At 36.0% G+C, this 24,258-nt stretch carries 17 protein-coding genes, 20 tRNA genes and 3 rRNA genes; 37 read left to right on the forward strand and 3 right to left on the reverse strand.

The features are described from left to right. The first annotated feature begins 30 nt into the window (after positions 1-30). The 35 genes from AXE85_RS01370 to AXE85_RS01540 all read left to right on the forward strand — a co-directional run bounded on the left by AXE85_RS01370 (position 31) and on the right by AXE85_RS01540 (position 19,448). Entirely contained in the window at positions 31-1,260 is a 1,230-nt protein-coding gene (locus tag AXE85_RS01370) for an aminopeptidase (RefSeq protein ID WP_062172706.1), read from the forward strand. A 137-nt stretch (positions 1,261-1,397) separates the two neighbouring features. Then, positions 1,398-1,658: an RNA-binding S4 domain-containing protein gene (locus AXE85_RS01375; RefSeq protein WP_062172708.1), complete on the forward strand. Its 261-nt coding sequence runs from the start codon at positions 1,398-1,400 to the stop codon at positions 1,656-1,658. Between the two features lie 4 nt (positions 1,659-1,662). After that, positions 1,663-2,226: an FtsB family cell division protein gene (locus tag AXE85_RS01380; protein ID WP_062172710.1), complete on the forward strand. Its 564-nt coding sequence runs from the start codon at positions 1,663-1,665 to the stop codon at positions 2,224-2,226. Between the two features lie 273 nt (positions 2,227-2,499). Further along, positions 2,500-3,945, forward strand: coding sequence for a nicotinate phosphoribosyltransferase (locus AXE85_RS01385; RefSeq protein ID WP_062172712.1), 1,446 nt, complete (start codon positions 2,500-2,502; stop codon positions 3,943-3,945). Between the two features lie 11 nt (positions 3,946-3,956). Continuing rightward, entirely contained in the window at positions 3,957-4,778 is an 822-nt protein-coding gene (gene nadE / locus AXE85_RS01390) for an ammonia-dependent NAD(+) synthetase (RefSeq protein WP_062172714.1), read from the forward strand. A gap of 520 nt (positions 4,779-5,298) precedes the next feature. Then, a 16S ribosomal RNA gene (locus tag AXE85_RS01395) occupies positions 5,299-6,854 on the forward strand. Between the two features lie 75 nt (positions 6,855-6,929). Further along, positions 6,930-7,006: transfer RNA gene (locus AXE85_RS01400), tRNA-Ile, on the forward strand. Positions 7,007-7,030: 24 nt separating this feature from the next. Then, positions 7,031-7,106: transfer RNA gene (locus tag AXE85_RS01405), tRNA-Ala, on the forward strand. Between the two features lie 158 nt (positions 7,107-7,264). Beyond that, positions 7,265-10,145 (forward strand): 23S ribosomal RNA (locus tag AXE85_RS01410). Between the two features lie 72 nt (positions 10,146-10,217). Then, positions 10,218-10,332: ribosomal RNA gene (rrf, locus tag AXE85_RS01415) — 5S ribosomal RNA — on the forward strand. The 16S, 23S and 5S rRNA genes sit together here with 20 tRNA genes alongside, the layout of an rRNA operon. 6 nt (positions 10,333-10,338) lie before the next feature. Next, positions 10,339-10,414, forward strand: a tRNA-Val gene (locus AXE85_RS01420). Positions 10,415-10,419: 5 nt separating this feature from the next. Then, positions 10,420-10,495: transfer RNA gene (locus tag AXE85_RS01425), tRNA-Thr, on the forward strand. A gap of 14 nt (positions 10,496-10,509) precedes the next feature. Beyond that, positions 10,510-10,585 (forward strand) — tRNA-Lys (locus AXE85_RS01430). 7 nt (positions 10,586-10,592) lie between these two features. Further along, a tRNA-Leu gene (locus tag AXE85_RS01435) sits at positions 10,593-10,677 on the forward strand. An 11-nt stretch (positions 10,678-10,688) separates the two neighbouring features. Continuing rightward, positions 10,689-10,763, forward strand: a tRNA-Gly gene (locus tag AXE85_RS01440). Between the two features lie 18 nt (positions 10,764-10,781). Next, positions 10,782-10,865, forward strand: a tRNA-Leu gene (locus AXE85_RS01445). Between the two features lie 11 nt (positions 10,866-10,876). After that, positions 10,877-10,953: transfer RNA gene (locus AXE85_RS01450), tRNA-Arg, on the forward strand. A 6-nt stretch (positions 10,954-10,959) separates the two neighbouring features. Continuing rightward, positions 10,960-11,036: transfer RNA gene (locus AXE85_RS01455), tRNA-Pro, on the forward strand. Positions 11,037-11,051: 15 nt separating this feature from the next. Beyond that, positions 11,052-11,127, forward strand: a tRNA-Ala gene (locus tag AXE85_RS01460). Between the two features lie 29 nt (positions 11,128-11,156). Next, positions 11,157-11,233 (forward strand) — tRNA-Met (locus tag AXE85_RS01465). A gap of 30 nt (positions 11,234-11,263) precedes the next feature. Beyond that, positions 11,264-11,340, forward strand: a tRNA-Ile gene (locus AXE85_RS01470). A 6-nt stretch (positions 11,341-11,346) separates the two neighbouring features. Further along, positions 11,347-11,439: transfer RNA gene (locus tag AXE85_RS01475), tRNA-Ser, on the forward strand. A gap of 10 nt (positions 11,440-11,449) precedes the next feature. Next, positions 11,450-11,523: transfer RNA gene (locus AXE85_RS01480), tRNA-Met, on the forward strand. An 11-nt stretch (positions 11,524-11,534) separates the two neighbouring features. Then, positions 11,535-11,610, forward strand: a tRNA-Asp gene (locus AXE85_RS01485). A 25-nt stretch (positions 11,611-11,635) separates the two neighbouring features. After that, a tRNA-Phe gene (locus AXE85_RS01490) sits at positions 11,636-11,711 on the forward strand. Positions 11,712-11,715: 4 nt separating this feature from the next. Further along, positions 11,716-11,788, forward strand: a tRNA-Thr gene (locus AXE85_RS01495). A 10-nt stretch (positions 11,789-11,798) separates the two neighbouring features. Next, a tRNA-Tyr gene (locus AXE85_RS01500) sits at positions 11,799-11,882 on the forward strand. Between the two features lie 6 nt (positions 11,883-11,888). Next, a tRNA-Trp gene (locus tag AXE85_RS01505) sits at positions 11,889-11,959 on the forward strand. A gap of 195 nt (positions 11,960-12,154) precedes the next feature. Beyond that, a complete protein-coding gene (locus AXE85_RS01510; RefSeq protein ID WP_231723792.1) occupies positions 12,155-13,015 on the forward strand; it encodes a ParB/RepB/Spo0J family partition protein in 861 nt (286 codons plus the stop codon). Then, complete coding sequence (locus AXE85_RS01515) at positions 13,012-13,773, forward strand: ParA family protein (protein WP_174222381.1); 762 nt, start codon at positions 13,012-13,014, stop codon at positions 13,771-13,773. The genes AXE85_RS01510 and AXE85_RS01515 overlap by 4 nt, the downstream gene beginning before the upstream one ends. After that, positions 13,766-14,623, forward strand: coding sequence for a ParB/RepB/Spo0J family partition protein (locus tag AXE85_RS01520; RefSeq protein WP_062172716.1), 858 nt, complete (start codon positions 13,766-13,768; stop codon positions 14,621-14,623). The genes AXE85_RS01515 and AXE85_RS01520 overlap by 8 nt, the downstream gene beginning before the upstream one ends. A 2-nt stretch (positions 14,624-14,625) precedes the next feature. Then, positions 14,626-15,498 carry a mechanosensitive ion channel family protein gene (locus AXE85_RS01525; protein WP_062172717.1) on the forward strand — a complete coding sequence of 291 codons (873 nt, stop codon included), beginning with the start codon at positions 14,626-14,628 and terminating at the stop codon, positions 15,496-15,498. A gap of 3 nt (positions 15,499-15,501) precedes the next feature. Continuing rightward, the gene (locus AXE85_RS01530; RefSeq protein WP_062172719.1) at positions 15,502-15,690 is read left to right on the forward strand and encodes a DUF951 domain-containing protein; all 189 of its coding nucleotides are present in this window, start codon (positions 15,502-15,504) and stop codon (positions 15,688-15,690) included. Between the two features lie 228 nt (positions 15,691-15,918). Then, positions 15,919-17,010, forward strand: a complete 1,092-nt coding sequence (locus tag AXE85_RS01535) for an NAD(P)/FAD-dependent oxidoreductase (protein WP_197415954.1) — start codon at positions 15,919-15,921, stop codon at positions 17,008-17,010. A 203-nt stretch (positions 17,011-17,213) separates the two neighbouring features. Continuing rightward, entirely contained in the window at positions 17,214-19,448 is a 2,235-nt protein-coding gene (locus AXE85_RS01540) for an HAD-IC family P-type ATPase (RefSeq protein WP_062172721.1), read from the forward strand. Between the two features lie 53 nt (positions 19,449-19,501). Here the strand turns inward: AXE85_RS01540 and AXE85_RS08545 are convergent, their stop codons facing one another. The 3 genes from AXE85_RS08545 to AXE85_RS01555 form a co-directional block, all read right to left on the reverse strand. Further along, the gene (locus AXE85_RS08545) at positions 19,502-20,110 is read right to left on the reverse strand and encodes a transposase (protein WP_231723783.1); all 609 of its coding nucleotides are present in this window, start codon (positions 20,108-20,110) and stop codon (positions 19,502-19,504) included. Further along, positions 20,079-20,903, reverse strand: a complete 825-nt coding sequence (locus AXE85_RS08550; protein ID WP_062172723.1) for an ISL3 family transposase — start codon at positions 20,901-20,903, stop codon at positions 20,079-20,081. Before AXE85_RS08550 ends, AXE85_RS08545 begins: the two co-directional genes overlap by 32 nt. Before the next feature lie 188 nt (positions 20,904-21,091). Next, complete coding sequence (locus AXE85_RS01555) at positions 21,092-21,868, reverse strand: DUF6612 family protein (RefSeq protein WP_062172725.1); 777 nt, start codon at positions 21,866-21,868, stop codon at positions 21,092-21,094. Positions 21,869-22,221: 353 nt separating this feature from the next. Between AXE85_RS01555 and glpK the strand changes: the two genes are divergently transcribed. Together glpK and AXE85_RS01565 are read left to right on the forward strand one after the other, a co-directional pair. Continuing rightward, a complete protein-coding gene (gene glpK, locus AXE85_RS01560) occupies positions 22,222-23,718 on the forward strand; it encodes a glycerol kinase GlpK (RefSeq protein ID WP_062172727.1) in 1,497 nt (498 codons plus the stop codon). Positions 23,719-23,844: 126 nt separating this feature from the next. Further along, positions 23,845-24,255, forward strand: coding sequence for a hypothetical protein (locus AXE85_RS01565; protein WP_062172729.1), 411 nt, complete (start codon positions 23,845-23,847; stop codon positions 24,253-24,255). Positions 24,256-24,258: the final 3 nt, after the last annotated feature.

A 24,258-nucleotide genomic window follows, 5' to 3' on the forward strand; every position in this document is an offset into this window, starting at 1 on the left:
AAGTTGGAAATAAAAATAAGGAGCGATACTATGGATTTAAATAAAAGATTGGAAAATTATGCTAAATTAATGGTTAAGGTCGGACTTAACGTTCAAAAGGATCAACCCGTTTTGATAAGAGCCAGTACAGAAAGCAGAACTTTTGTAGCTAAAATAGTGGAAGCATGTTATAAACAGGGTGCAAAAAAAGTTGAAGTCGAATGGCGTGATCAAGAGTTGACGAAGTTAAATTTAAAATATCAAACAGAAGAAACTTTGAGTAATATAAGTAAATCCTATGTTGACCATTACCAAGAATTATTAGATGAAGGGACGGCTTTTCTATCAGTTATAGGAGATGATCCGGACGGTTTAGCAGGTGTAGATAGTGCTAAGATGAAAGCATCTATGGTAGGACGATCAAAAGCATTGAGAGAATATATGAAAGCTATAATGAGTGATGAGTGTCCTTGGTGCGTTGTTAGTGCATCAACAGTCGGTTGGGCAAAACGTCTGTTTCCGGAATTAAGCGATGAAGAAGCATATTTAAAACTATGGGATGAGATACTTAGTGCTTGTCGTGCGAAAGGTGAAGATCCGGTAGCGGATTGGGAAGAACACATTAGAGTATTAGATGAGAAAGCGAAATTTTTACATGAGAATGAATTAGTTAAGTTACATATAACTAATGACTTAGGAACAGATTTATATGTGGGACTACCTAAGGGACATATTTGGCAAAGTGCCGGAAGTTATGCGAAAAAAGCAGGGCGTTTTGTTGCAAATATTCCGACGGAAGAAGTATTTACAATGCCACATAAAGAAGAAACCAGTGGAATAGTTTATAATGCAAAACCGTTAAATCATGGTGGTGTTCTAATAGATGATTTCTGGTTAAAATTTGAAAAAGGTAAAGTAGTTGATTATGGTGCTAAACGTGGCTATGAAGCTCTTAAAAATATATTAGAAACCGATGAAGGTTCGGTAAAAATTGGCGAAATGGCATTAGTACCATTTGATTCACCGATTTCAAATACGGGGATACTATTTTTAGAAACATTATTTGATGAGAACGCTGCATGTCATATAGCTTTAGGTAAGGCGTACCCAACTTGCGTTAAAGGCGGAAGCGAGATGAGTGATGAAGAATTGGCAGAAGTTGGTGCTAATGACAGCTTAGTACACGTTGATTTTATGATAGGAGAAAGCACAACGAATATCATAGGATTTACTGCGGATGGAAAAGAAGTAGCTATCTTTAAAGATGGAAATTGGGCTTAGAAAAAATAAAATATTGTTTGCGGTGTTATTATGATGTAATTTCACCGCGAATTTTTATGAAGAATAAGCGATAAATATTTGCGTTAAGTAAATAAATATGTGATAATATTATAAGTAAAAAATTCAGGAGTAATAATATGCGTTTAGATAAATTTTTAAAAGTATCGAGAATAATAAAAAGAAGGACAGTTGCTAACGAAATTTCAGCAGGTGGGCATATTTCTATAAATGGAAAGCAGGCTAAACCGTCCAGTCCTTTAAAAATCGGGGATAAAATCACCATATATTTTGCGAAAAAAGAAATTGTTTATGAGGTGCTGCAATTAAAAGACAGCACAAAAAAAGAAGATGCGACAAAAATGTTTAAAATCTTATCAGAAACATTGAGAAAAGAATAAAACGATGGAACAAAGTACAGAAAAACAATTTCGTAAAGATGTACTGAAAGCAAAAGCAAAATATAGAAAGCGCCGTAAGTTTTTAATATTAAGTATTATGACCCTTACGCTCGTTGTGACCTTGATACAAACATTTTTATATACTCGTGAAAAAAAAGAGTTGAACACACAACTTTCTGAACAAAATAAAGCTATTGAAAAACTTGAAAAACAAAATAAAGTTAATGAAATTGTTATTGATAAATTAAAAGATCCATATTTTATAAGTGACATGGTAAGACAAGAGTATGGTCTTAGTTATAACGGAGAAATTATCTTTAATTTACCATTAAGAGAAAAATTTTTACAAACTACTATTAATTCGATTATGCAGAGTGATTTAAAAAAATCACAAGATAAAAACGGTCGAATAGATGACAGTAAAATTCCTGAATTAAATAAAAAAGATAACGAGAAAACTGATAGTAAAAATTCTAATGACAAAAATAAGAATACAGCTAACTCAGAAGACAAAAATAACGACAAAAAACAATCAGAAGATACTAAAAATAAAGAAGATCAAGAATGATATGTACCCCTTTTATCGGACAAACCGGCGAAAGGGGTAATATTATGCGTTAAGTTATGGATTTAAGATAAAATGTGTTAAGACGTGTGAAAGAGTAGAATATCCGGATACACGCTATGGAGTATCTTCCGATGGGTTTAAATATAATATTATAGCGATGTATAAAAATAATTATCTTGTTGGAAAATAATTATAATATTTGTTAAATATGTGTTAAAGTGTTAATATATAGGTAACTAAATTTTTAGAAATAAGGTAATTTTGGAGGAAATTATGAATAAATATGAAGGTGACGCTCTGCATACAGACTTATATCAAATTAATATGGGGTATGCGTATTTTAAAGACGGAATTCATGAAAGAAAATCTTATTTTGATGCTTATTTTAGAAAAATTCCGTTTGGTGGAGGATATGCTGTTTTTGCAGGCTTAGCCAAAATAATAGAGTATGTAAATTCTTTTAAATTTACAGAAGCTGATATTGAGTATTTAGATAAGTTAGGGTATTATGATAAAGAATTTTTAGATTATTTAAAAAATCTTAAATTCACAGGTAGTATACGTTCTGTAAGAGAAGGAGAGATTATTTTTGGGAATGAACCGTTGATTCGAATAGAAGCTCCACTTATACAAGCGCAACTTATGGAAACTGCGATATTAAATATAATAAATTATCAAATATTAATCGCTACAAAAGCCGCTAGGATAAAACATGTTTGCCCTAATGAAGTTTGTATGGAGTTTGGTACAAGACGTGCCCATGAATTTGAAGCTGCGGTGTGGGGAGCACGGGCTTCTATAATTGGTGGTTTTGATTCAACAAGTAATGTTAAGGCTGCTAAATTATTTGATATTCCGTGTAGCGGAACGCATGCACATTCATTTGTTCAAGCGTATCAAGATGAAAAAATTGCTTTTAAAAAATATGCGGCTGCCCATAAGGATTGTTACTTCTTAGTAGATACTTATGATACATTGCGTTCAGGAATACCTAATGCAATAGCTGTGGCAAATGAGCTGAAAGATGAAATAAACTTTTTAGGGATACGTCTGGATTCAGGGGATATAGCTTACTTATCACAAGAAGCTAGAAAAATATTGGACGATGCCGGTTATCCAAACGCCAAGGTAGTGGCTTCAAATGATTTAGATGAAGATACTATAACCCACCTTAAACAACAAGGGGCCAAAATAGATGCTTGGGGAGTCGGCACAAAACTGATAACAGCTTATAACAATCCGGCACTTGGGGCAGTATATAAACTCTCATGTTTAGAAGATGAAAATGGAAATATGATAGATAGATTGAAAATTTCTGAAAACCCGGGGAAATTAACAATACCCGGTATAAAAAGAGTTTATAGAATAATTAATAAAGCAACCGAAATGGCAGCGGGAGATTATATTGCTTTGGAAGAAGAAGATGTTAATTCGGAAAAAACTATAAAACTATTTCACCCAACTCATACTTATTTAGCAAAAGAAGTGAAAAATTTTGAAGCAAGAGATTTGCACGTAGATGTTTTTAAAAATGGATTGCAAGTATATGAAGTACCGACAGTCTGGGAAAGTGCTGAGTATTTTAAAGAAAATAAAAAATTGCTATGGAACGAGTACCAAAGGTTGTTAAATCCCGAATTTTATCCGGTAGACCTTAGTCCAAAATGTTGGGAAAATAGAAACAATATATTGAGAAAAATAACAAATAAAGAAAATTAACAGGTGAATTTATGACTTTTCAAGAAGAAGTAATAAAAAAATTAAGATGTAAATCTGAAATAAATGTTGATGAGGAAATAAGGTTAACTATAAATTTTTTGAAAGATTATTTAAAGGAAAATAGTTTTTTAAAAAGTTTAGTGTTGGGAATCTCCGGAGGGCAGGACTCTACTTTGTGCGGAAAATTATGCCAACTTGCTGTGGAGGAATTACGTAAGGAAACAAACGAAGATTATCAGTTTATTGCTGTTAGATTACCTTATGGAGAACAATTTGATGAGGAAGATTGTAGAGACGCTTTGGATTTTATAAAGCCGGATAAAGTATATACTGTAAACATAAAAAATGCAGTTGATGCAAGTGTTAAATCGTTAAAATTGGCAGGGGTAGAAATTACTGACTTTGCCAAAGGAAATGAAAAGGCACGAGAAAGAATGAAAGTACAGTATTCTATTGCTACTATGAATAATGGATTAGTGGTTGGGACAGACCATGCTGCAGAAGCCATAACGGGATTTTACACAAAATATGGTGACGGAGGCGTTGATATAGTTCCATTATATAGATTAAATAAACGTCAAGGGAAAGCATTGTTAAAAAGATTGGGATGTCCGGAGCATCTTTATTTAAAAAAACCTACAGCGGATTTAGAAGAAAATCGTCCTGCATTGGAAGATGAAGTTGCATTGGGTATTACTTATGATAATATAGATGATTATTTAGAAGGGAAAATTCTCGAAGATAAAATAAGAGAAAAAATAGAACAACATTATTTAAAATCAGAACATAAGAGAAATTTACCGGTTACTGTTTTTGATTTTTATAATATGTAGGCATTAAAAAAGATGGGGGTTAGATAAAGAAAATATATAATGTTTTCTTGGCAAAATCCCCCTTCTTTATTCTGATTAATTATATTTTGACATTTAATCATTTTATTTGCCAAATTTACCGTGAAAAAATATATTTTTTTATAAAAAAGTATTGACAATAATAAACAAAGATGATAAACTAATACACGTCTTCGCACGAAGACGGAACAAATATTCAAATCAAATAAACTTTTTAAGAAAAGTAGAAAAAAGACCTTGACATAATAAAAAGTAAATGATAGAATAATAAGGTCTTCAAGAAAGAAGACGAACAGTAAAAGATTTTAAAGTAGGAAAAGTTAAGGAAAAGAAAAAAACTTGACAAACCTGAAATAAAATGATAAGATAGAAAAGTTGCTAAAGCAACAAATTGAACATTGAAAACTAAACGAATTAAGTCAACGTAATTCCAAAAAAGGACAGTTCAAAAAGGAACTATAAAACTTTAAAAAGAGCTAAATCAAGCAAACAAATAAGAAAATATTTGGAGAGTTTGATCCTGGCTCAGGACGAACGCTGGCGGCGTGCCTAATACATGCAAGTCGAGCGAAGAATTATTGGTGCTTGCACCGATAATTCTTAGCGGCGAACGGGTGAGTAACACGTAAAGAACCTGCCTTATAGACCGGGATAACTATGGGAAACTGTAGCTAATACCGGATAACAGTATTTTCCGCATGGGAGATATTTAAAAGTCGGTCATGCTGACACTATAAGATGGCTTTGCGGAGCATTAGCTAGTTGGTGGGATAAAAGCCTACCAAGGCGACGATGCATAGCCGACCTGAGAGGGTGAACGGCCACATTGGGACTGAGACACGGCCCAAACTCCTACGGGAGGCAGCAGTAGGGAATCTTCCGCAATGGACGAAAGTCTGACGGAGCAACGCCGCGTGAGTGAAGAAGGATTTCGGTTCGTAAAGCTCTGTTGTTAGGGAAGAAAGGTTGTGTAGTAACTATACACAAAACAGACGGTACCTAACCAGAAAGCCACGGCTAACTACGTGCCAGCAGCCGCGGTAATACGTAGGTGGCAAGCGTTGTCCGGAATTATTGGGCGTAAAGCGCGCGCAGGTGGTTTAGAAAGTCTGATGTGAAAGCTCACGGCTCAACCGTGGAAGGTCATTGGAAACTGATAAACTTGAGTGCAGGAGAGAAAAGTGGAATTCCTAGTGTAGCGGTGAAATGCGTAGAGATTAGGAGGAACACCAGTGGCGAAGGCGGCTTTTTGGCCTGCAACTGACACTGAGGCGCGAAAGCGTGGGGAGCAAACAGGATTAGATACCCTGGTAGTCCACGCCGTAAACGATGAGTGCTAAGTGTTGGTCTCAAAAGAGATCAGTGCTGCAGCAAACGCATTAAGCACTCCGCCTGGGGAGTACGACCGCAAGGTTGAAACTCAAAGGAATTGACGGGGACCCGCACAAGCGGTGGAGCATGTGGTTTAATTCGAAGCAACGCGAAGAACCTTACCAAGTCTTGACATACTGTGAGGGCGTGAGAGATCACGTTGTTTGTCTCTTTGAGACAACACAGATACAGGTGGTGCATGGTTGTCGTCAGCTCGTGTCGTGAGATGTTGGGTTAAGTCCCGCAACGAGCGCAACCCTTATATCTAGTTGCCAGCAGTAAGATGGGGACTCTAGATAGACTGCCAGTGACAAACTGGAGGAAGGTGGGGATGACGTCAAATCATCATGCCCCTTATGACTTGGGCTACACACGTGCTACAATGGATAGGGACAAAGAGAAGCGAGCTTGTAAAAGTAAGCCAATCTCATAAAACTATTCTCAGTTCGGATTGTAGTCTGCAACTCGACTACATGAAGCTGGAATCGCTAGTAATCGCGAATCAGAATGTCGCGGTGAATACGTTCCCGGGTCTTGTACACACCGCCCGTCACACCACGAGAGTTTGTAACACCTGAAGACGGTGACCTAACCGAAAGGGAGGAGCCGGTCACGGTGGGACAGATGATTGGGGTGAAGTCGTAACAAGGTAGCCGTATCGGAAGGTGCGGCTGGATCACCTCCTTTCTAAGGAAAAAAGGATATGTTGGGGAATTCGTTTAGTTTTGAGTGTTCAAAGAATACTTTTTCTCAAAAAAATAGGGGCCTATAGCTCAGCTGGTTAGAGCGCACGCCTGATAAGCGTGAGGTCGATGGTTCAAGTCCATTTAGGCCCACCATTTAAATTTAATTATATAAACTATGGGGCCTTAGCTCAGCTGGGAGAGCGCCTGCTTTGCACGCAGGAGGTCAGCGGTTCGATCCCGCTAGGCTCCACCATTTTTTGCACAATGAAAACTGAATACAAATATTAGATCAAAAAATTTCTAGAAAAGAAAACAGATTTACAAAACCGAGAAACAGAAGAATAAGGTAAGTAAGAAAAACTTATTCACAAAAAGAGTTCAAGGAAGAAAACGAAGCAAAAAGCTACACACGATTAAGTAGAAAAGAGCGCACGGAGGATGCCTTGGCACTAGGAGCCGAAGAAGGACGTGACAAACGACGAAACGCTACGGGGAGCAGTAAGTAAGCAAAGATCCGTAGATATCCGAATGGGGGAACCCACCGCAAATAAAAAGGCGGTACGCAAAAGCGAGGTAACGCAGGGAACGGAAACATCTAAGTACCTGCAGGAAGAGAAAGAAAAATCGATTTCCCAAGTAGCGGCGAGCGAAAAGGAAGAAGCCCAAACCGATATGCATGCATATAGGGGTAGAAGGACTCTCAAGAAATTGTATTACGAAGTATAGTAGAAGCACTTGGAAAAGTGAGCCGAAGAAGGTAAAAGACCTGTATACGAAATGCTAAGTAAGCAAGAGAGAGCACCTGAGTACGACGGAACACGAGGAATTCCGTCGGAAGCGACCAGGACCATCTGGTAAGGCTAAATACTACCTAGTGACCGATAGTGAACCAGTACCGTGAGGGAAAGGTGAAAAGAACCCCGGGAGGGGAGTGAAAAAGAACCTGAAACCGTGTGCTTACAAGTAGTCAGAGCCCTTAGGGGTGATGGCGTGCCTTTTGTAGAATGAACCGGCGAGTTACTATATCATGCAAGGTTAAGTGGAAGACACGGAGCCGAAGCGAAAGCGAGTCTTAATAGGGCGAGATAGTATGATGGAGTAGACCCGAAACCAAGTGATCTACCCATGTCCAGGTTGAAGTTTAGGTAACACTGAATGGAGGACCGAACCAGGACACGTTGAAAAGTGTTTGGATGAGGTGTGGGTAGCGGAGAAATTCCAATCGAACTTGGAAATAGCTGGTTCTCTCCGAAATAGCTTTAGGGCTAGCCTCGTTAAAGAGTTTACCGGAGGTAGAGCACTGTTTGGACTAGGGGCCCATCCCGGGTTACCGAATTCAGACAAACTCCGAATGCCGGATAAATATAAACGGGAGTCAGACTGCGGGTGATAAGGTTCGTAGTCGAAAGGGAAACAGCCCAGACCGCCAGCTAAGGTCCCAAATTGTATGTTAAGTGGAAAAGGATGTGATGATGCACAGACAACCAGGATGTTGGCTTAGAAGCAGCCACCATTTAAAGAGTGCGTAATAGCTCACTGGTCGAGTGACATCGCGCCGAAAATGTACCGGGGCTAAACATACAACCGAAGCTGCGGATATAACAGATGTTATATGGTAGGAGAGCGTTCTAACGTCGTAGAAGTTAAGCCGAGAGGCGAAGTGGAGAAGTTAGAAGTGAGAATGCCGGTGTAAGTAGCGAAAGATAGGTGAGAATCCTATCCACCGAAAGACTAAGGTTTCCAGAGGAAGGCTCGTCCGCTCTGGGTAAGTCGGGACCTAAGGTGAAGCCGACAGGTGAAGCCGATGGACAACAGGTAGAAATTCCTGTACCACCGAATATCGATTGAGAGAAGTGGGGACAGAGGAGGCTAATTGAGTGCCCTGATGGAATAGGGCGCCTAAGCGCAAAGGTTAAGTAGTAGGCAAAACCGCTACTTATAAGACTGAAGCGTGATGGGGAGCGAAAAAAAGTAGCGAAGTCAATGAAGCCAAACTCTCAAGAAAAGCCGCTATCGAGATAAGAGGTGCCCGTACCGCAAACCGACACAGGTAGTTGGGAAGAGAATTCTAAGGTGAGCGAGAGAACCATCGTTAAGGAACTCGGCAAAATGACCCCGTAACCTCGGGAGAAGGGGTGCCTACGAGAGTAGGCCGCAGTGAATAGGCCCAAGCGACTGTTTAACAAAAACACAGGTCTCTGCAAAACCGAAAGGTGAAGTATAGGGGCTGACGCCTGCCCGGTGCTGGAAGGTTAAGAGGATTGCTTAGCGCAAGCGAAGGTAAGAATTGAAGCCCCAGTAAACGGCGGCCGTAACTATAACGGTCCTAAGGTAGCGAAATTCCTTGTCGGGTAAGTTCCGACCCGCACGAAAGGCGTAACGATTTGGGCACTGTCTCAACGATGGACTCGGTGAAATCATAGTACCTGTGAAGATGCAGGTTACCCGCGACAGGACGGAAAGACCCCATGGAGCTTTACTGTAGCTTGATATTGAATTTTGATGCAGAATGTACAGGATAGGTAGGAGCCAAAGAGGCATGCACGCCAGTGTATGAGGAGGCGATGTTGGGATACTACCCTTTGTGTATTGGAATTCTAACCCACGGAATAGAAAACCGGGAGACAGTGTCAGGTGGGCAGTTTGACTGGGGCGGTCGCCTCCTAAAGAGTAACGGAGGCGTTCAAAGGTTCCCTCAGAATGGTTGGAAATCATTTGGAGAGTGTAAAGGCACAAGGGAGCTTGACTGTGAGAGAGACAACTCGAGCAGGTGCGAAAGCAGGACTTAGTGATCCGGTGGTACCGAATGGAAGGGCCATCGCTCAACGGATAAAAGCTACCCTGGGGATAACAGGCTTATCTCCCCCAAGAGTCCACATCGACGGGGAGGTTTGGCACCTCGATGTCGGCTCATCGCATCCTGGGGCTGAAGTCGGTCCCAAGGGTTGGGCTGTTCGCCCATTAAAGCGGTACGCGAGCTGGGTTCAGAACGTCGTGAGACAGTTCGGTCCCTATCCGTCGTGGGCGTAGGAAATTTGAGAGGAGCTGTCCTTAGTACGAGAGGACCGGGATGGACATAACAATGGTGTACCAGTTGTCACGCCAGTGGCATAGCTGGGTAGCTAAATATGGAAGGGATAAGAGCTGAAAGCATCTAAGCATGAAGCCCCCCTCGAGATGAGATTTCCCACAAAGGTAAGACCCCTTGAAGACGACAAGGAGAATAGGTTAGGAGTGTAAGTGTGGTAACACATTAAGCTGACTAAAACTAATAGGTCGAGGACTTAATCAGAGAGTAGAAGCAGAGAAGTAAAGAAGTTGACAAAAGGAGAGGAATTGATATAATATGAGTATAAAGTTTTCGTCTGGTGGCGATAGCAAAGAGGACACACCTGTACCCATACCGAACACAGAAGTTAAGCTCTTTAGCGTCGAGAGTAGTTGGGTTTACGCCCTGCGAGGCTAGATCGTTGCCAGGCAAATACGGAGGTTTAGCTCAGCTGGGAGAGCACTTGCCTTACAAGCAAGGGGTCAGCGGTTCGATCCCGTTAACCTCCACCATTTATGCCGGCCTAGCTCAGTTGGTAGAGCAACTGACTTGTAATCAGTAGGTCGGGGGTTCAAGTCCTCTGGCCGGCACCATTAATTACTATTTAGAGCCATTAGCTCAGTTGGTAGAGCATTTGACTTTTAATCAAAGGGTCGAAGGTTCGAGTCCTTCATGGCTCACCATTCTTTTGCGGGTGTGGCGGAACTGGCAGACGCACTAGACTTAGGATCTAGCGCCTCACGGCGTGGGGGTTCGACTCCCTTCACCCGCACCATTCTTAAATTCGCGAAAGTAGTTCAGGGGTAGAACATCACCTTGCCAAGGTGAGGGTCGCGGGTTCGAATCCCGTCTTTCGCTCCAATTATTTGTTAATATAATGCCGGGGTGGCGGAACTGGCAGACGCACAGGACTTAAAATCCTGCGGTAGAAATACCGTACCGGTTCGATTCCGGTCCTCGGCATCATTATATTAGCGCCCATAGCTCAATTGGATAGAGCGTTTGACTACGGATCAAAAGGTTAGGGGTTCGACTCCTCTTGGGCGCGCCATAACTACGGGAAGTAGCTCAGCTTGGTAGAGCACTTGGTTTGGGACCAAGGGGTCGCAGGTTCGAATCCTGTCTTCCCGACCATTTAAAAAATATTTAGGGGCCTTAGCTCAGCTGGGAGAGCGCCTGCTTTGCACGCAGGAGGTCAGCGGTTCGATCCCGCTAGGCTCCACCATTTATAGAATTGAATTTAAAGCCTTTATTGGCGGCGTAGCTCAGCTGGCTAGAGCGTACGGTTCATACCCGTAAGGTCGGGGGTTCGATCCCCTCTGCCGCCACCAATAAAATGTTAGTGAATTCTAAAGGAACACGGACTCTTAGCTCAGTTGGTTAGAGCTATCGGCTCATAACCGATCGGTCGCAGGTTCGAGTCCTGCAGAGTCCACCATATTAAGGAGGAATACCCAAGTCCGGCTGAAGGGATCGGTCTTGAAAACCGACAGGAGTGTAAAAGCTCGCAGGGGTTCGAATCCCCTTTCCTCCTCCATTTTTATTATCGCGGGATGGAGCAGTCTGGCAGCTCGTTGGGCTCATAACCCAAAGGTCGATGGTTCAAATCCATCTCCCGCAATTTTTTATTTAGGTCCCGTGGTGTAGCGGTTATCACGCCTGCCTGTCACGCAGGAGATCGCGGGTTCGATTCCCGTCGGGACCGCCATTTTTTTATGTAAAAATAAATATTTGCCTCGATAGCTCAGTTGGTAGAGCAATGGATTGAAGCTCCATGTGTCGGCAGTTCGACTCTGTCTCGAGGCACCATGTTGCCGGCCTAGCTCAGTTGGTAGAGCAACTGACTTGTAATCAGTAGGTCGGGGGTTCAAGTCCTCTGGCCGGCATTTTAACGTAGGGAAGATAGCGAAGAGGCTAAACGCGACGGACTGTAAATCCGTTCCTTAGGGTTCAGTGGTTCGAATCCACTTCTTCCCACCATTATTTAGGGACGTAGTTTAACGGTAGAACAAAGGTCTCCAAAACCTTTGGTGTGGGTTCGATTCCTGCCGTCCCTGTAATAATGAAGGTGTAATCAGCAATGGTTACACCTTTTTTTGTTGTCTTAACGATATACTCGAAGTTAGGAAATATTTTCTTTTATAGGTTAGTTTACTAGATTTTGATGAATTATTTTTGGGAAATAATTTTGACAAAAATTCTTAAATATGTTATCGTTATAGTGTAAAAGATTTTTTAGGAGGTATAATATGATGGAGAGTGTAAAACCATTCAGTAAGTTATATGATTTAACTCATAGGGCTGAAAAGGTTGGAATTTCTGATGATGATGTATTAAGAGAGATTAGAGTAGAAAATATAGTGCCGAATAAATATCAACCGAGAAGAGAGTTTACGGAAGAAAAAATTAAGGAACTTGCAGAATCAATAAAACAAAACGGTTTACTACAGTCGATTACCGTTAGAGATATGGGAAATGGTTTTTACGAACTTATCGCAGGTGAAAGACGTTTAAGGGCAATTAAATATTTAAACTTAGCTACAACTAAAGCAATTGTTAAAGAACTAACAGATGATCAAATGGCAACGTTGGCACTTATTGAAAATATTCAACGTGAGGAACTTACACCTATTGAAGAAGCATACGCTTATCAGAAATTGCTTAATATAAATAGGCTAACCCAAGAAGAACTTGCTAAATCTCTTGGAAAAACTCAGGCTACTGTAGCAAATAAAATAAGGTTGTTAAAACTTAGTGATAAAGTTATTAAAGCTATTAATTCAAAAAAAATAACTGAACGACATGGTAGAGCAATGGTTAAGTTAGATGCTAAAGCACAGGAACAAATTTTAACGCAAATACTAAGTCAAAATCTAAATGTATCACAAACAGAAGAAAAAATTGAAACTTACCTAAAAATTAAGAATGATAATAAGGCAGTTGATAATTCCCGTGTCGGTTATGATGCACAGAAAATAATAGCTAAGCTATCGAGAGAAATAGCTAAACTTGAGGAAAAATACAATATTAATTTAAACAAAGAAGAAGACGAAACTATGGAAAATGTGGTTATTACCGTAACAGTTCCACGTTATAAGAAAAGAGGTAAATAATGAAAATAATAGCAATTTGTAATCAAAAAGGTGGAGTTGGGAAAACGACTTCATCAATTAATACAGCGGCATCTTTAGCATATTTAAAGAAAAAAGTATTGCTTATTGATACAGACCCGCAAGCCAACGCAACAAGCGGTATTGGAATTGATAAAAATGATGTAAAGTCGTCTATTTATAATATTCTCGTTGATGAGGTGGATATTAATGAGGTAATATTAAAAACAGATTATGAAAATTTAGATATTGTGCCGTCAAGTATTGCATTAGCAGGTGCAGAAGTCGAATTGGTATCTGCAATTAGTCGTGAACAACGTATGAAAAATGCTATTGCTGATATAAAAGATCAATATGATTATATAATAATAGATTGTCCGCCATCATTAGGTCTTATTACCTTAAATTCACTAACGGCTGCTGATGGAGTGATTATTCCTGTTCAAACGGAATATTATGCTTTGGAAGGGTTAAGTCAACTTATGAATACCTTTAATATTGTGCGAAAACATCTAAACTCACACTTGGATATCTTTGGTGTCTTACTTACAATGACGGATAGTAGAACAAATATTTCTAATCAAGTAGGGGAACAGGTAAGAGAACACTTTAAAGGAAAAGTATTTGAAACGGTTATTTCACGTACAGTACGTTTAAGTGAAGCACCGAGCTTCGGAGAACCGATTATTGAATATGCAAAAAACTCAAACGGTGCAAAACAATATATCGCATTGGCAAAAGAGGTGATTGAACGTGGTTAAAAAACAAGGTAAAGGATTAGGACGAGGTTTAGATGCTATCTTTGCAGCAGAAAAAGTGGAAATATCAGCAGATAATTCAGCTGTCATTGAGTTAAAATTAGAAGATATAAAAAAAAATCCGTATCAACCACGTACAATATTTAATCAGGATAAACTTGATGAGTTAAAAGAATCGATTACTAAAAACGGATTATTGCAGCCAATTATTGTAAAAAAAGCGGTAAAAGGCTATTATATTATTGCCGGAGAACGTCGCTTTCGTGCATTTGAACAATTAGAAAAAGAAACTATTCCTGCGATAGTAAAAGAGATGACTGATGATGAGATGATGATTTTTAGCGTTTTAGAAAATTTACAACGTGAAGATTTGTCCGCATTGGAAGAATCCAACAGCTACCGTAATTTAATGGATAAAATGAAGCTAACTCAAGAAGAGCTGGCTAAACAGCTTGGGAAAAGTAGACCGTATATCGCAAATAGTTTACGTTTATTGAAATTACCGCAGAAGATTAAAGATTATCTGGAAAACGGTGTTATAAGTACGGCTCATGCTAGAACACTTCTTTCAATAAAAAATAAAGAACGGATGTTAGAAATATGCGAACGTGTTATTGCACGCAAGATGTCGGTAAGAGAACTAGAGGAGTATATAGTACGTCTTTCGAATCCTAAAAAAATTTCAACTAAGTCGAAAGATATCTTCATAGAAGAGCAGGAAAATATTTTAAAACGTCGTTTGGGTACCGTTGTTACAATTAAGCAAAATCGCAATAAAAAAGGGAAAATTGAGATAGAATTTAAAGATAATGATGAATTTGAACGTATTATCGCACTTTTTAAGGATGAATAATAATGGCTAAGTTAATAGATAAAGTACAACAGACATTTAGTAATACCGATTTTGTTTTTGTTATATTTGAAAAGATAATTGTCATAATGTTAATAATTGTGTTGGCATCTATTGGCGTAAAACTTTGTAATAAAGTAATTGATTATATAATGACGACAAAGGAAAATGCTAATAAACGTTTTAATATAAAAATTAATGAAAAACGTTCTGAAACATTACATAAACTGGTAAAAAGTTGTGCACGCTATATAATTTACTTTATAGCATTTTTTCAAATGTTGTCGACACTTGGTATAAATACGACAAGTATTGTGGCAAGTGCGGGGATTGCAAGTGTTGCAATAGGTTTCGGGGCACAAAGTTTGGTAAAGGATATTATATCGGGTTTTTTTATTATACTTGAAGGTCAATTTGATGTAGGAGATAACGTAAAAATTTACAATCAAGGTGCATTTATTGCAGGGGGATATGTAATGGCATTAGGATTACGTTCAACCAAAATCCGCTCAAATAATGGAGAAATATACTTTATACCGAACGGCACTATTAATCAGGTTATTAATTATTCATTGACATATAATTTGGTTGTACTTCAGTTTTCAATTCAAATAACGAGTACGATGGAAGAAACAGAGAATAGAGTAGAAAAACTTTTAAATAAGGTGAACAGTAATGGCAGTTATCATAAATTAATATACAAAAATGATAAATTACATATTGATTGTATAGAGAAAATAGCGGATAATATTGTTACAATTTCGATAGCGGGAAAAGCTAAAATTGGGAAGAAGCAAGAAGTAGAAACTATGCTAAGACGGGATTTTTATAATGAATTTGGAATAGCATTGACAACAAGAGGAAAAGTGGAGGAGTAAGAGATGGAATATGATTTAAATGATATTGTTGAGATGAAAAAAAAACATCCATGTGGTACTAATCGTTGGAAGATAACGCGAATGGGGGCGGACATAAAAATTAAATGTCTTAAATGTGATAACAATATAATGATGCCACGTAGAGAATTTAACAAAAAAATAAAAAAAGTAGTTGAAAAATATAAAGAGTAAGGGTGTAGAGGATTAATTTTTGAAAGGTAGTGTACTATCTCAAAAGTTAAAATTTTAGTTAAATTTATTAATAACCGGATGCAGCAGGTTATTGATTTGCTATAAAATTTTTTCTCAAAGTAATATTTGGACATCAGTTTATATTTTTGATACCCATAGATTAATAATTAGATTTTGAATAGTAACGAAAACAGTGATGGTATTTTTTGTTGTAAAAGGAGGTATATTATGAAAGTAGCAATAGTAGGTGGTGGGATAGTAGGTGCGACTTGTGCCTATTATTTATCAAAAAATAACGATATAGAATTGACCGTATTTGATTATGGAAAGGGGCAGGCGACAAAAGCATCAGCCGGTATAATAAGCCCATGGTTTTCAAAGCGTCGTAATAAACCATGGTATACTATGGCAAGACTTGGTGCGGATTTTTACCCTGAATTAGTGAAAGATTTGCAAAAAAATAATTTTGAAACTAATTTTTACTCACAGTGCGGGGTTTATTTATTAAAAAAATCTGAAGAAAAACTTCCGGAGTTAAAACAATTGGCAGAAAGTAGAAAAAAACTTTCTCCAATGATAGGGGAATTAGAAATAATTTCTAAAGAAAAAGTAAAAGAAAGAATACCTAGCTTTGATAATAATGGTGATGTATTATATGCAGGTGGCGGAGCAAGGGTAGAGGGAGAACGATTCGTAAAAATATTACTTAATGCTTCAAAGGCAGAGATTATTAACAAAAAGGTAAGTTTAAAAATAGAAGAAGATAAGTATATAATTGACGACAGTGAATTTGATATTGTTGTTCTTGCAGTGGGTGCATGGCTTAATGATATTTTGGTACCTTTAGGTTTTAATGTTGATATAAGACCTCAAAAAGGGCAACTTAGAGATTATAAAATAAAAGATTTAAACACGGGAGAGTATCCGGTAATTATGCCTGAAGGGGAGCTGGATATTATTCCGTTTGAAGACGGTATAGTTAGTGTAGGAGCAACACACGAAAATGATAAAGGTTTTGATCTTAACGTTGATAAAATTCAACTTGATAGTTTTGGAAAAGAAGCGGAGCAATTTTTAAATGATTTAAAAGAAGCTGAAATTATTAATGAACGTGTAGGGATAAGAGCATATACTTCAGATTTTTCTCCATTTTTCGGGGAAGTACCGGCACTAAAAAATGTTTATGCAATTAGCGGTTTAGGCTCTTCAGGTTTAACAACAGGACCTATAATAGGTTATAATGTTGCACAACTTATTTTAAATGGCAAGTTAACACTGGAGCTTAGCGATTATCCCGTAGAAAAATATATTCAAAGATAGATAATTAAAACATCGATTTAAAAAGAAAATACCGAAGTAGCCTTGAGTATATAATAATTAGTATGGGTAGAAAATCCGTGCTAATTATTTTTTTAAGAGAAAAACTATTATTTAACGTAAATATAAGTTACAGGAATTATAATGATATTACTTAGAATAAAAAGTATGGTATAGTTTCCAATAATAATATATATGGAGGAAGTATGAAGTATTTAACCGGTGAACAAGTACAAAACTCAAAAAAAAATATTAGTAACATAAAGCCTTATAAAACAACTAAAGAAATTATTTTTTCTAATATTTTTACTTTCTTTAATGGAATGATCTTAGTGCTTGCTATTTTTGTAGCTACAACGCTGAGGTTTGAAAATTTGCTTTTTGTCGGAGTTATTGCGATTAATACAGCAATAGGAATTTACCAAGAAGTGAAGTCGAAAAATGCTTTAGAAGAGTTGAGTTTGTTAGGTAGAAGTAAGTACAGAGTAAATAGAGATAATAAGGTTATTGAAATCACTGTTGAAGAAATAGTTTTAGGGGAATATCTTCACCTGAATTTAGGTGATCAAGTTCCATGCGATGGAAAAATAATAACCGGCAGTATAGAAGTAGATGAATCACTTTTAACCGGAGAAAGTGATAACATTTATAAAACAATTAATGATGAGTTAATGAGCGGAAGTAATGTTGTTAGTGGGAGTTGTTTGGTAAAAGTAACGGCAGTAGGTGAAGATAGCTATATTAATAAACTCGCTAAAAGAACAAAAGAATTTAAAAAATATCCGTCAAAATTGCGTGATTATATGGATGCGATATTAAAGGTTATTTCTGTACTTTTAATACCGACAGCTATACTTTTATATACTCGTGGTTATTATTTAGGGCGTTCTTATGTTGATATAGTTTTAAAAAGTGCCGGTGCTTTAGTCGGAATGGTGCCGGAGGGATTAATATTATTGGTTAGTGTATCGCTTGCCGTTGCTGCTATGAAACTTGCCAAGAAAAAAGTCCTTGTTCAAGAATTATATTGCGTTGAAACTTTAGCACGTGTTGATGTCCTTTGTTTTGATAAAACAGGGACAATAACTACCGGTAATATGAATGTGGTAGAAATTGATAAAGAAGTAAAGGAGAAACTATCAAGCTATTTAGCTTATTTTGATGATGAGAATGCAACATCAAGGGCTTTAAAAAAATATTTGAACTGTAAAAAAGAGTGGGAAGTAGAAAGTATAGGAGCATTTTCCAGTAAAAATAAATACTCTTACATCCAGCTAAAAACCGGAGGTACATATTTTTTTGGGGCATATGAATTTTTAGGTTTTGAAGATAAAATGACACCTTACTATGAAAAGTTTAAAAAACAAGGATTTAGAATTTTATCACTAGGTTATACTGCTGATAAAACGAAAGTTCCGATTAATATGAAGTTAGTCGGGCATGTGGTGCTTTCCGATGAAATAAAAGAAAATACTAAAGAAACATTTAAGTATTTTGAAAGTCAAGGCGTTGAAGTAAAAATCATAAGTGGTGATAATTACAAAGCTGTTTTAGGAGTAGCACTAAAAGCAGGTTTTAAACGAGAGGCAAAAGCTATTGATATGACAACAGTAACCGAAGAAGATTTTGAAGGTGTGGTATTAGCTAATGATATTTTTGGCAGAGTAACACCTGAACAGAAGAAAAAAATGGTTGAAGTTCTCCAGAGAAATAAAAAAACTGTTGCTATGAGTGGTGACGGTGTTAATGATGTTTTGGCACTTAAAAAATCAGATATCAGCTTTGCGATGAACGGTGCGACAAGTGCGGCGAAAAGTGTTTCAAATATAGTATTTTTAACGGATGATTTTGGTGTTTTTTATGACATATTAATGGAGGGAAGACGTGTTATTAATAATATCCAAAAAGTAGCATCACTATTTTTAACTAAAACATTCTTTTCAATCGTATTTTCAGTGCTGAGTGTTGTTTTTGCTTTAGAATTTACTTTTATCCCTATACAATTTACGATTATTTCCGCTATTACTATAGGGGTGCCTTCATTCTTTTTAACATTTGAAGCAAATAAGGAAAAAGTTAGTAACAATTTTATGAAAGATGTTTTAACCAGTGCGGTAATTGGTGGGGGAACATTGGTTTTAACCGTTCTACTTACAAATTTTATTTTAACTGATTCAAGTCAGGTGAAATTTATCTGTTTTATCCTAGCGCTGATTAATGGGCTTTGTATGGTAGCAAAGGTAAGCACACCATTTAATAAGTATAAAATTGGTTTATTGACACTTCTTAGTTTAACTGCCCTAGTTGGTGTGTTTGTTAATATTTTTATATTGAAAAATTATTTTACGCCACTTCTTACAAAAGATATTATTTATTTAATAATAGCAGGAGGGATAATAGCATTTATCCACTTTATGACAAGAAGAAAAAAGATAAACTAAAAAAACTGGCTCTGTGTCAAATACGGGGCATGAGAAAAAATAAGGATAAAATGCTAAGCAATGCAGTGTTGCTTGGCATTTTTCAAAACGCCCTTAAAAGAAATATTATTTTTATACTCAGAAACAAATAACCTAGAAACAACTAAAATGCGTAATCTAAAGTTATAAAAGCTATTATAACCATAAGAAACTCTCTTTAAAACCTTTATCTTATTATTAATACCCTCCAAAGAACCATTAGAAATAGAATACCTAACACTATTAAGCATATACCCTTTATGTTTTCTCATAGTATTAATAGCCTTACTAACACCATCAGATAAATCGATAGTAGATTTTTCAATTAATTCTTTAAACTCCAACTCATTTCTATACCTTATTGCATATCTAATATCCTGAACTCTCTCATAGCTAGCCTTAAATATACAATCTAATCCTAATAAATAATCTAAAATATCACGTCTAGTAACTAAACTCCTAAAACTCCTATTAAAGAAAAACCTACCATGAGTAACATTACTTTCATCTTCTAATATTAACTTCCAATTATTTTTTAAAAGAGTATAATTAATACCTTTTTGTTTTTTGTAAATATTCATTAGCTTAACTCTAGTTCTATTAAGTTCTCTATTAACATTTTGAATAAAGTTCTCTATTAACATTTTGAATAATATGAAACCTATCTATAACAATTTCAGCATTAGGAAACTTATTTCTAATCAACTTCATATAAGGAGTATAAATATCAATACAAATAGCCTTAACATTACTTCTAGCCTCTTTAGAAAATCTGGAAAAATAATTATTTAAAATATACTCAGTTCTACCATCAACTATATCAATAATCTCATGAGTTAAAGCATCTAAAAAAATAAAACTCATACCATTTTTACTATCTTTAGTAAACTTTAACTCATCAAAGCATAAATACTCAGGTAAGGTATTATAGTTAAGAATGTCTACATGGGATTTACATTTATAAAGAGTTCTTATAACAGTATTAACCGATACATTATTCATTTTGGCTATTTGTTTAAAAGATAAAGTATCAGCTAAATCACTCATTATAGAAAACTTAACATTTTTAGAAATACTACAGTATTTATCTACAAAAGAAGTAGTAGCTACAAATTTTTTATTACAAGTTTTACACTTGAAACGTTGCTTTCTTAGTTCCAAATAAGCAGGGATACCTGATATTTTTAATAGATTAATTCTAGTAAGTTCATTAAAGCCGTTTTTAACTACAGTATAACCTTTATTAAGACAACCACAGCATTCACACTTCTTGGGTTTATATGTTAAGGTACCTTTGAATACAAAGTACTTTTGATTATTTTTTATAGTTTCGTTATGTGTTTTCTCAATAGTTATATTTTTATCTTTTATTTGTAGTAGGTTTTTAATGAATTCTCCCTCTTTTATTTCTTTTGTTTTTGTGTTAAAATTATTCATGACAGATATCCTTTCATAGTTTATTTTTTTGCACTTTAATTATATTGGATATTTGTCTTTTTGTATATTAAAAAACAATATGGGGTATGGATTTTTTTTCATGCCCCGTATTTATTATACAACCAAAAAAAGAAACAATGGGGCTTTCCTAAAAGGAGAGTCCCATTGTTGAAAGATAATATCATTTATTATTTTATACCTTCAGGCGTAGGAACTGTTGTTGAGTTAATGTCAGAGAAGGTATATTTTATATCCATTTTGTAATTATTTTCAGGTTTATCTTTTTGAGAAATTTCTACTGAAAGTTCAGATGTAACGGGTTGGAAATCTGATTTTTTAACAGTAATTTTGAAAGAAGCATTTTTTATATCAACACTATCTAAATTGCTAATATTTTGCCCTGTAGTTTTAACAGAAGTTTTTAATAACTCTTTGAATTTTTCATCATTACCTGAATAAGATAATACATAATTGTCACCTTGTGCTTCTACTTTAAAATCATTAGCATTATTTTTGTAATAATTTAATGCATCTTCAGTATTACCGACATTTTTTAACGATTCAATTTGTTTTTGGAATGTCCCACTGATTGGAAGTTTAGACCAATTAGTTTGGCTGCCTTGTTTTGCATATAGTACATTATCTTTAAGGTATATCGACATTTTTTGGCTTTGAGTCGCTATTTTTGATTCTGAATCTACCAATAAACTTAGAGGTTCAGTTGCTACTGATCCGTTCATCTTCATGATAACTTCTCGTGTTGTGTTATTGTTAGTCATTTTCACATTGATATCAGAAGTGAATTTTGCACTTTTAATATTTTTAGCCGCCTCAACATATTTATCCACAGCTTCTTGTGAAGAAATAGTTTTAGTGCCACCTCCGCCTGAACTGCACGCAGCAAGAACTACGGTTAGTAGCATAGTAGTGAATAAGAATAAAATACGTTTAATAGATTTTTTCATAATATCCTCCAATATTTTAATTTATATACATATGAATATATGTACTACAATAATGATAATATATATTAAAAAATAAATCAACTTAAAAGAGAGAATATGAAATATTTTTGAGAATGTTTGCAAATGCTTTAAATTAAGGTTTTGTCGTTATTTAATAATATAGTGATTAGGGTTTTTCATGTGTTTTTTATAATCCTTATTATCTTATCTAAAAGTGGAGTAATAACTATAAGGTGTTGATCTAAAAGATAAAAATTTTAATTGAATTACTTATTAATGGTTAGCCGTAGAGTTATCATTTTATTATAGATATGCTATAATCATAATATAGATAATGTGCAGAGGTAAACAATATGGAACAGTATATAATGGCAATAGATCAAGGGACTACTAGTTCAAGGGCAATAATTTTTAATAAAAAAGCGGAGATTGTGGCAAGCAGTCAAAAAGAATTTCCGCAAATTTTTCCAAAAGCCGGATGGGTGGAACATGATGCGAATGTTATCTGGAATTCCGTTCAATCCGTAATAGCAGAAGTTTTTATTGAAAGTGGGATAAAACCGGTACAAATAAAGAGTATTGGAATAACAAACCAGAGAGAAACGACTGTTATTTGGGATAAAAAGACCGGAGAGCCAATCTATAATGCAATAGTTTGGCAATCACGACAAACTGCAAAAATAGCAGAGGATTTAAAAGAATGCGGTTTTGAAAAAATAATTCATGAAAAAACTGGACTTGTCGTTGATGCCTATTTTTCTGCAACAAAAGTAAGATGGCTTCTTGATAATGTAGAAAACGCACAGCAACGTGCCGAAAATGGAGAATTACTTTTTGGCACGATTGATACTTGGTTAGTATGGAAATTAACAGGTGGAAGAACTCATGTAACAGATTATACAAACGCTGCCAGAACAATGCTATATAATATAAAAGAATTAAAATGGGATGATGAAATATTGAAACTTTTAAATATCCCTAAGATTATGTTGCCGGAAGTAAAATCAAACTCGGAAATTTACGGTGTAACAACGGATTATCATTTTTACGGCGGTGAAGTGGTTATCAGCGGTATGGCAGGCGATCAACAAGCTGCATTATTTGGGCAACTTGCTTTTGATAAAGGAATGATAAAGAATACCTATGGGACAGGATCATTTATTATTATGAATACGGGAGAACGCATGGAGTTGTCAAATAATAATTTATTGACTACCATAGCTTATGGAATAGACGGTAAGATAAATTATGCACTAGAAGGTTCTATTTTTATAGCAGGTAGTGCAATTCAATGGCTTCGTGACAGTCTAAAAATGATAAAAAAATCTGCGGATAGTGAAAAATTAGCACTGCAATCGACCAGTGATGATGAAATTTATTTAGTGCCGGCTTTCACCGGATTGGGAGCACCTTATTGGAATTCTAATGCACGCGGAGCAATGTTCGGCTTAACCCGGGGATCAACTAAAGAAGATATTGTAAAAGCTACTTTACAATCAATAGCCTACCAAGTAAGGGATATAGTTGATACTATGAAAATAGATGCTCATATAGAAATTCCTCTCTTGAAAGTAGACGGGGGAGCGGCTCTTAATGATTATTTGTTACAATTTCAAGCTGATATACTCGGTGTGAAAATAGCCAGGGCGGAAAATTTGGAAACAACAGCACTGGGAGCAGCATTTTTAGCAGGGCTTTCGGTGGGATATTGGAAAAATATTGAAGAAATCAAAAATTTGAATTCAGCAGGGAAACTTTTTATTCCTAATATGACAGATAAAAGGCGTGAAAAACTTTATAAAGGCTGGTGTCAAGCTGTAAAGGCTACACAGGTATTTTCCGAAGAATAAGATTGTGTCAAAATTATAAGATAAAATGTAAACATTTTACCTTATAGCTAGAACTTTTATACTTTTTTTTATACAATAAGTAGTAGATGAGAAAAATATAATGAAAAATGTTAAGGAGAAGTAATAATGAGTAGCTTAAATAAACGATTAGCCCATTTATTGGAAAAATTAGAACAAGGTGGAGCGCTGGAGAAAAAGAAAGTTAATGTTTTAAAATTTAAAGATATTGAACTGGCAAAACATATTCAAAAAAGGTTTAAAGAACAATATCCGGAAATGGAAATACGCAGACTTTTGGAGAAAGTTCATTATGCCAATACCTACGAGGATAAAAAATTAAAAGAAATTGCATTTTTAGTTGATGAAATTAGCGAGTATATGTTTAAGTTGGAAGTAGCAAACCGTGATTTTGTTGTAGGATATTTTAATACATTGATTATTGATCCGCAACTCGAAATAACGGAGAAAAATTTTGTTTTAATGGAAATAGAAAGTCTTATAGAAAATAGTTTTTTGGTTTTACCGGAAATGGAGTAGTAA

This window comes from Gemella sp. oral taxon 928 (assembly GCF_001553915.1).
Lineage (GTDB): Bacteria > Bacillota > Bacilli > Staphylococcales > Gemellaceae > Gemella > Gemella massiliensis.

Excerpts from the sequence above, each read along its gene's own strand:
- AXE85_RS01370 (WP_062172706.1), top strand. The coding sequence starts at position 31 with ATGGATTTAAATAAAAGATTGGAAAATTATGCTAAATTAATGGTTAAG.
- AXE85_RS01375 (WP_062172708.1), top strand. The coding sequence starts at position 1,398 with ATGCGTTTAGATAAATTTTTAAAAGTATCGAGAATAATAAAAAGAAGG.
- AXE85_RS01380 (WP_062172710.1), top strand. The coding sequence starts at position 1,663 with ATGGAACAAAGTACAGAAAAACAATTTCGTAAAGATGTACTGAAAGCA.
- AXE85_RS01385 (WP_062172712.1), top strand. The coding sequence starts at position 2,500 with ATGAATAAATATGAAGGTGACGCTCTGCATACAGACTTATATCAAATT.
- nadE (WP_062172714.1), top strand. The coding sequence starts at position 3,957 with ATGACTTTTCAAGAAGAAGTAATAAAAAAATTAAGATGTAAATCTGAA.
- AXE85_RS01510 (WP_231723792.1), top strand. The coding sequence starts at position 12,155 with ATGGAGAGTGTAAAACCATTCAGTAAGTTATATGATTTAACTCATAGG.
- AXE85_RS01525 (WP_062172717.1), top strand. The coding sequence starts at position 14,626 with ATGGCTAAGTTAATAGATAAAGTACAACAGACATTTAGTAATACCGAT.
- AXE85_RS01530 (WP_062172719.1), top strand. The coding sequence starts at position 15,502 with ATGGAATATGATTTAAATGATATTGTTGAGATGAAAAAAAAACATCCA.
- AXE85_RS01535 (WP_197415954.1), top strand. The coding sequence starts at position 15,919 with ATGAAAGTAGCAATAGTAGGTGGTGGGATAGTAGGTGCGACTTGTGCC.
- AXE85_RS01540 (WP_062172721.1), top strand. The coding sequence starts at position 17,214 with ATGAAGTATTTAACCGGTGAACAAGTACAAAACTCAAAAAAAAATATT.
- AXE85_RS08545 (WP_231723783.1), bottom strand. The coding sequence starts at position 20,110 with ATGTTAATAGAGAACTTTATTCAAAATGTTAATAGAGAACTTAATAGA.
- AXE85_RS08550 (WP_062172723.1), bottom strand. The coding sequence starts at position 20,903 with ATGAATAATTTTAACACAAAAACAAAAGAAATAAAAGAGGGAGAATTC.
- AXE85_RS01555 (WP_062172725.1), bottom strand. The coding sequence starts at position 21,868 with ATGAAAAAATCTATTAAACGTATTTTATTCTTATTCACTACTATGCTA.
- glpK (WP_062172727.1), top strand. The coding sequence starts at position 22,222 with ATGGAACAGTATATAATGGCAATAGATCAAGGGACTACTAGTTCAAGG.
- AXE85_RS01565 (WP_062172729.1), top strand. The coding sequence starts at position 23,845 with ATGAGTAGCTTAAATAAACGATTAGCCCATTTATTGGAAAAATTAGAA.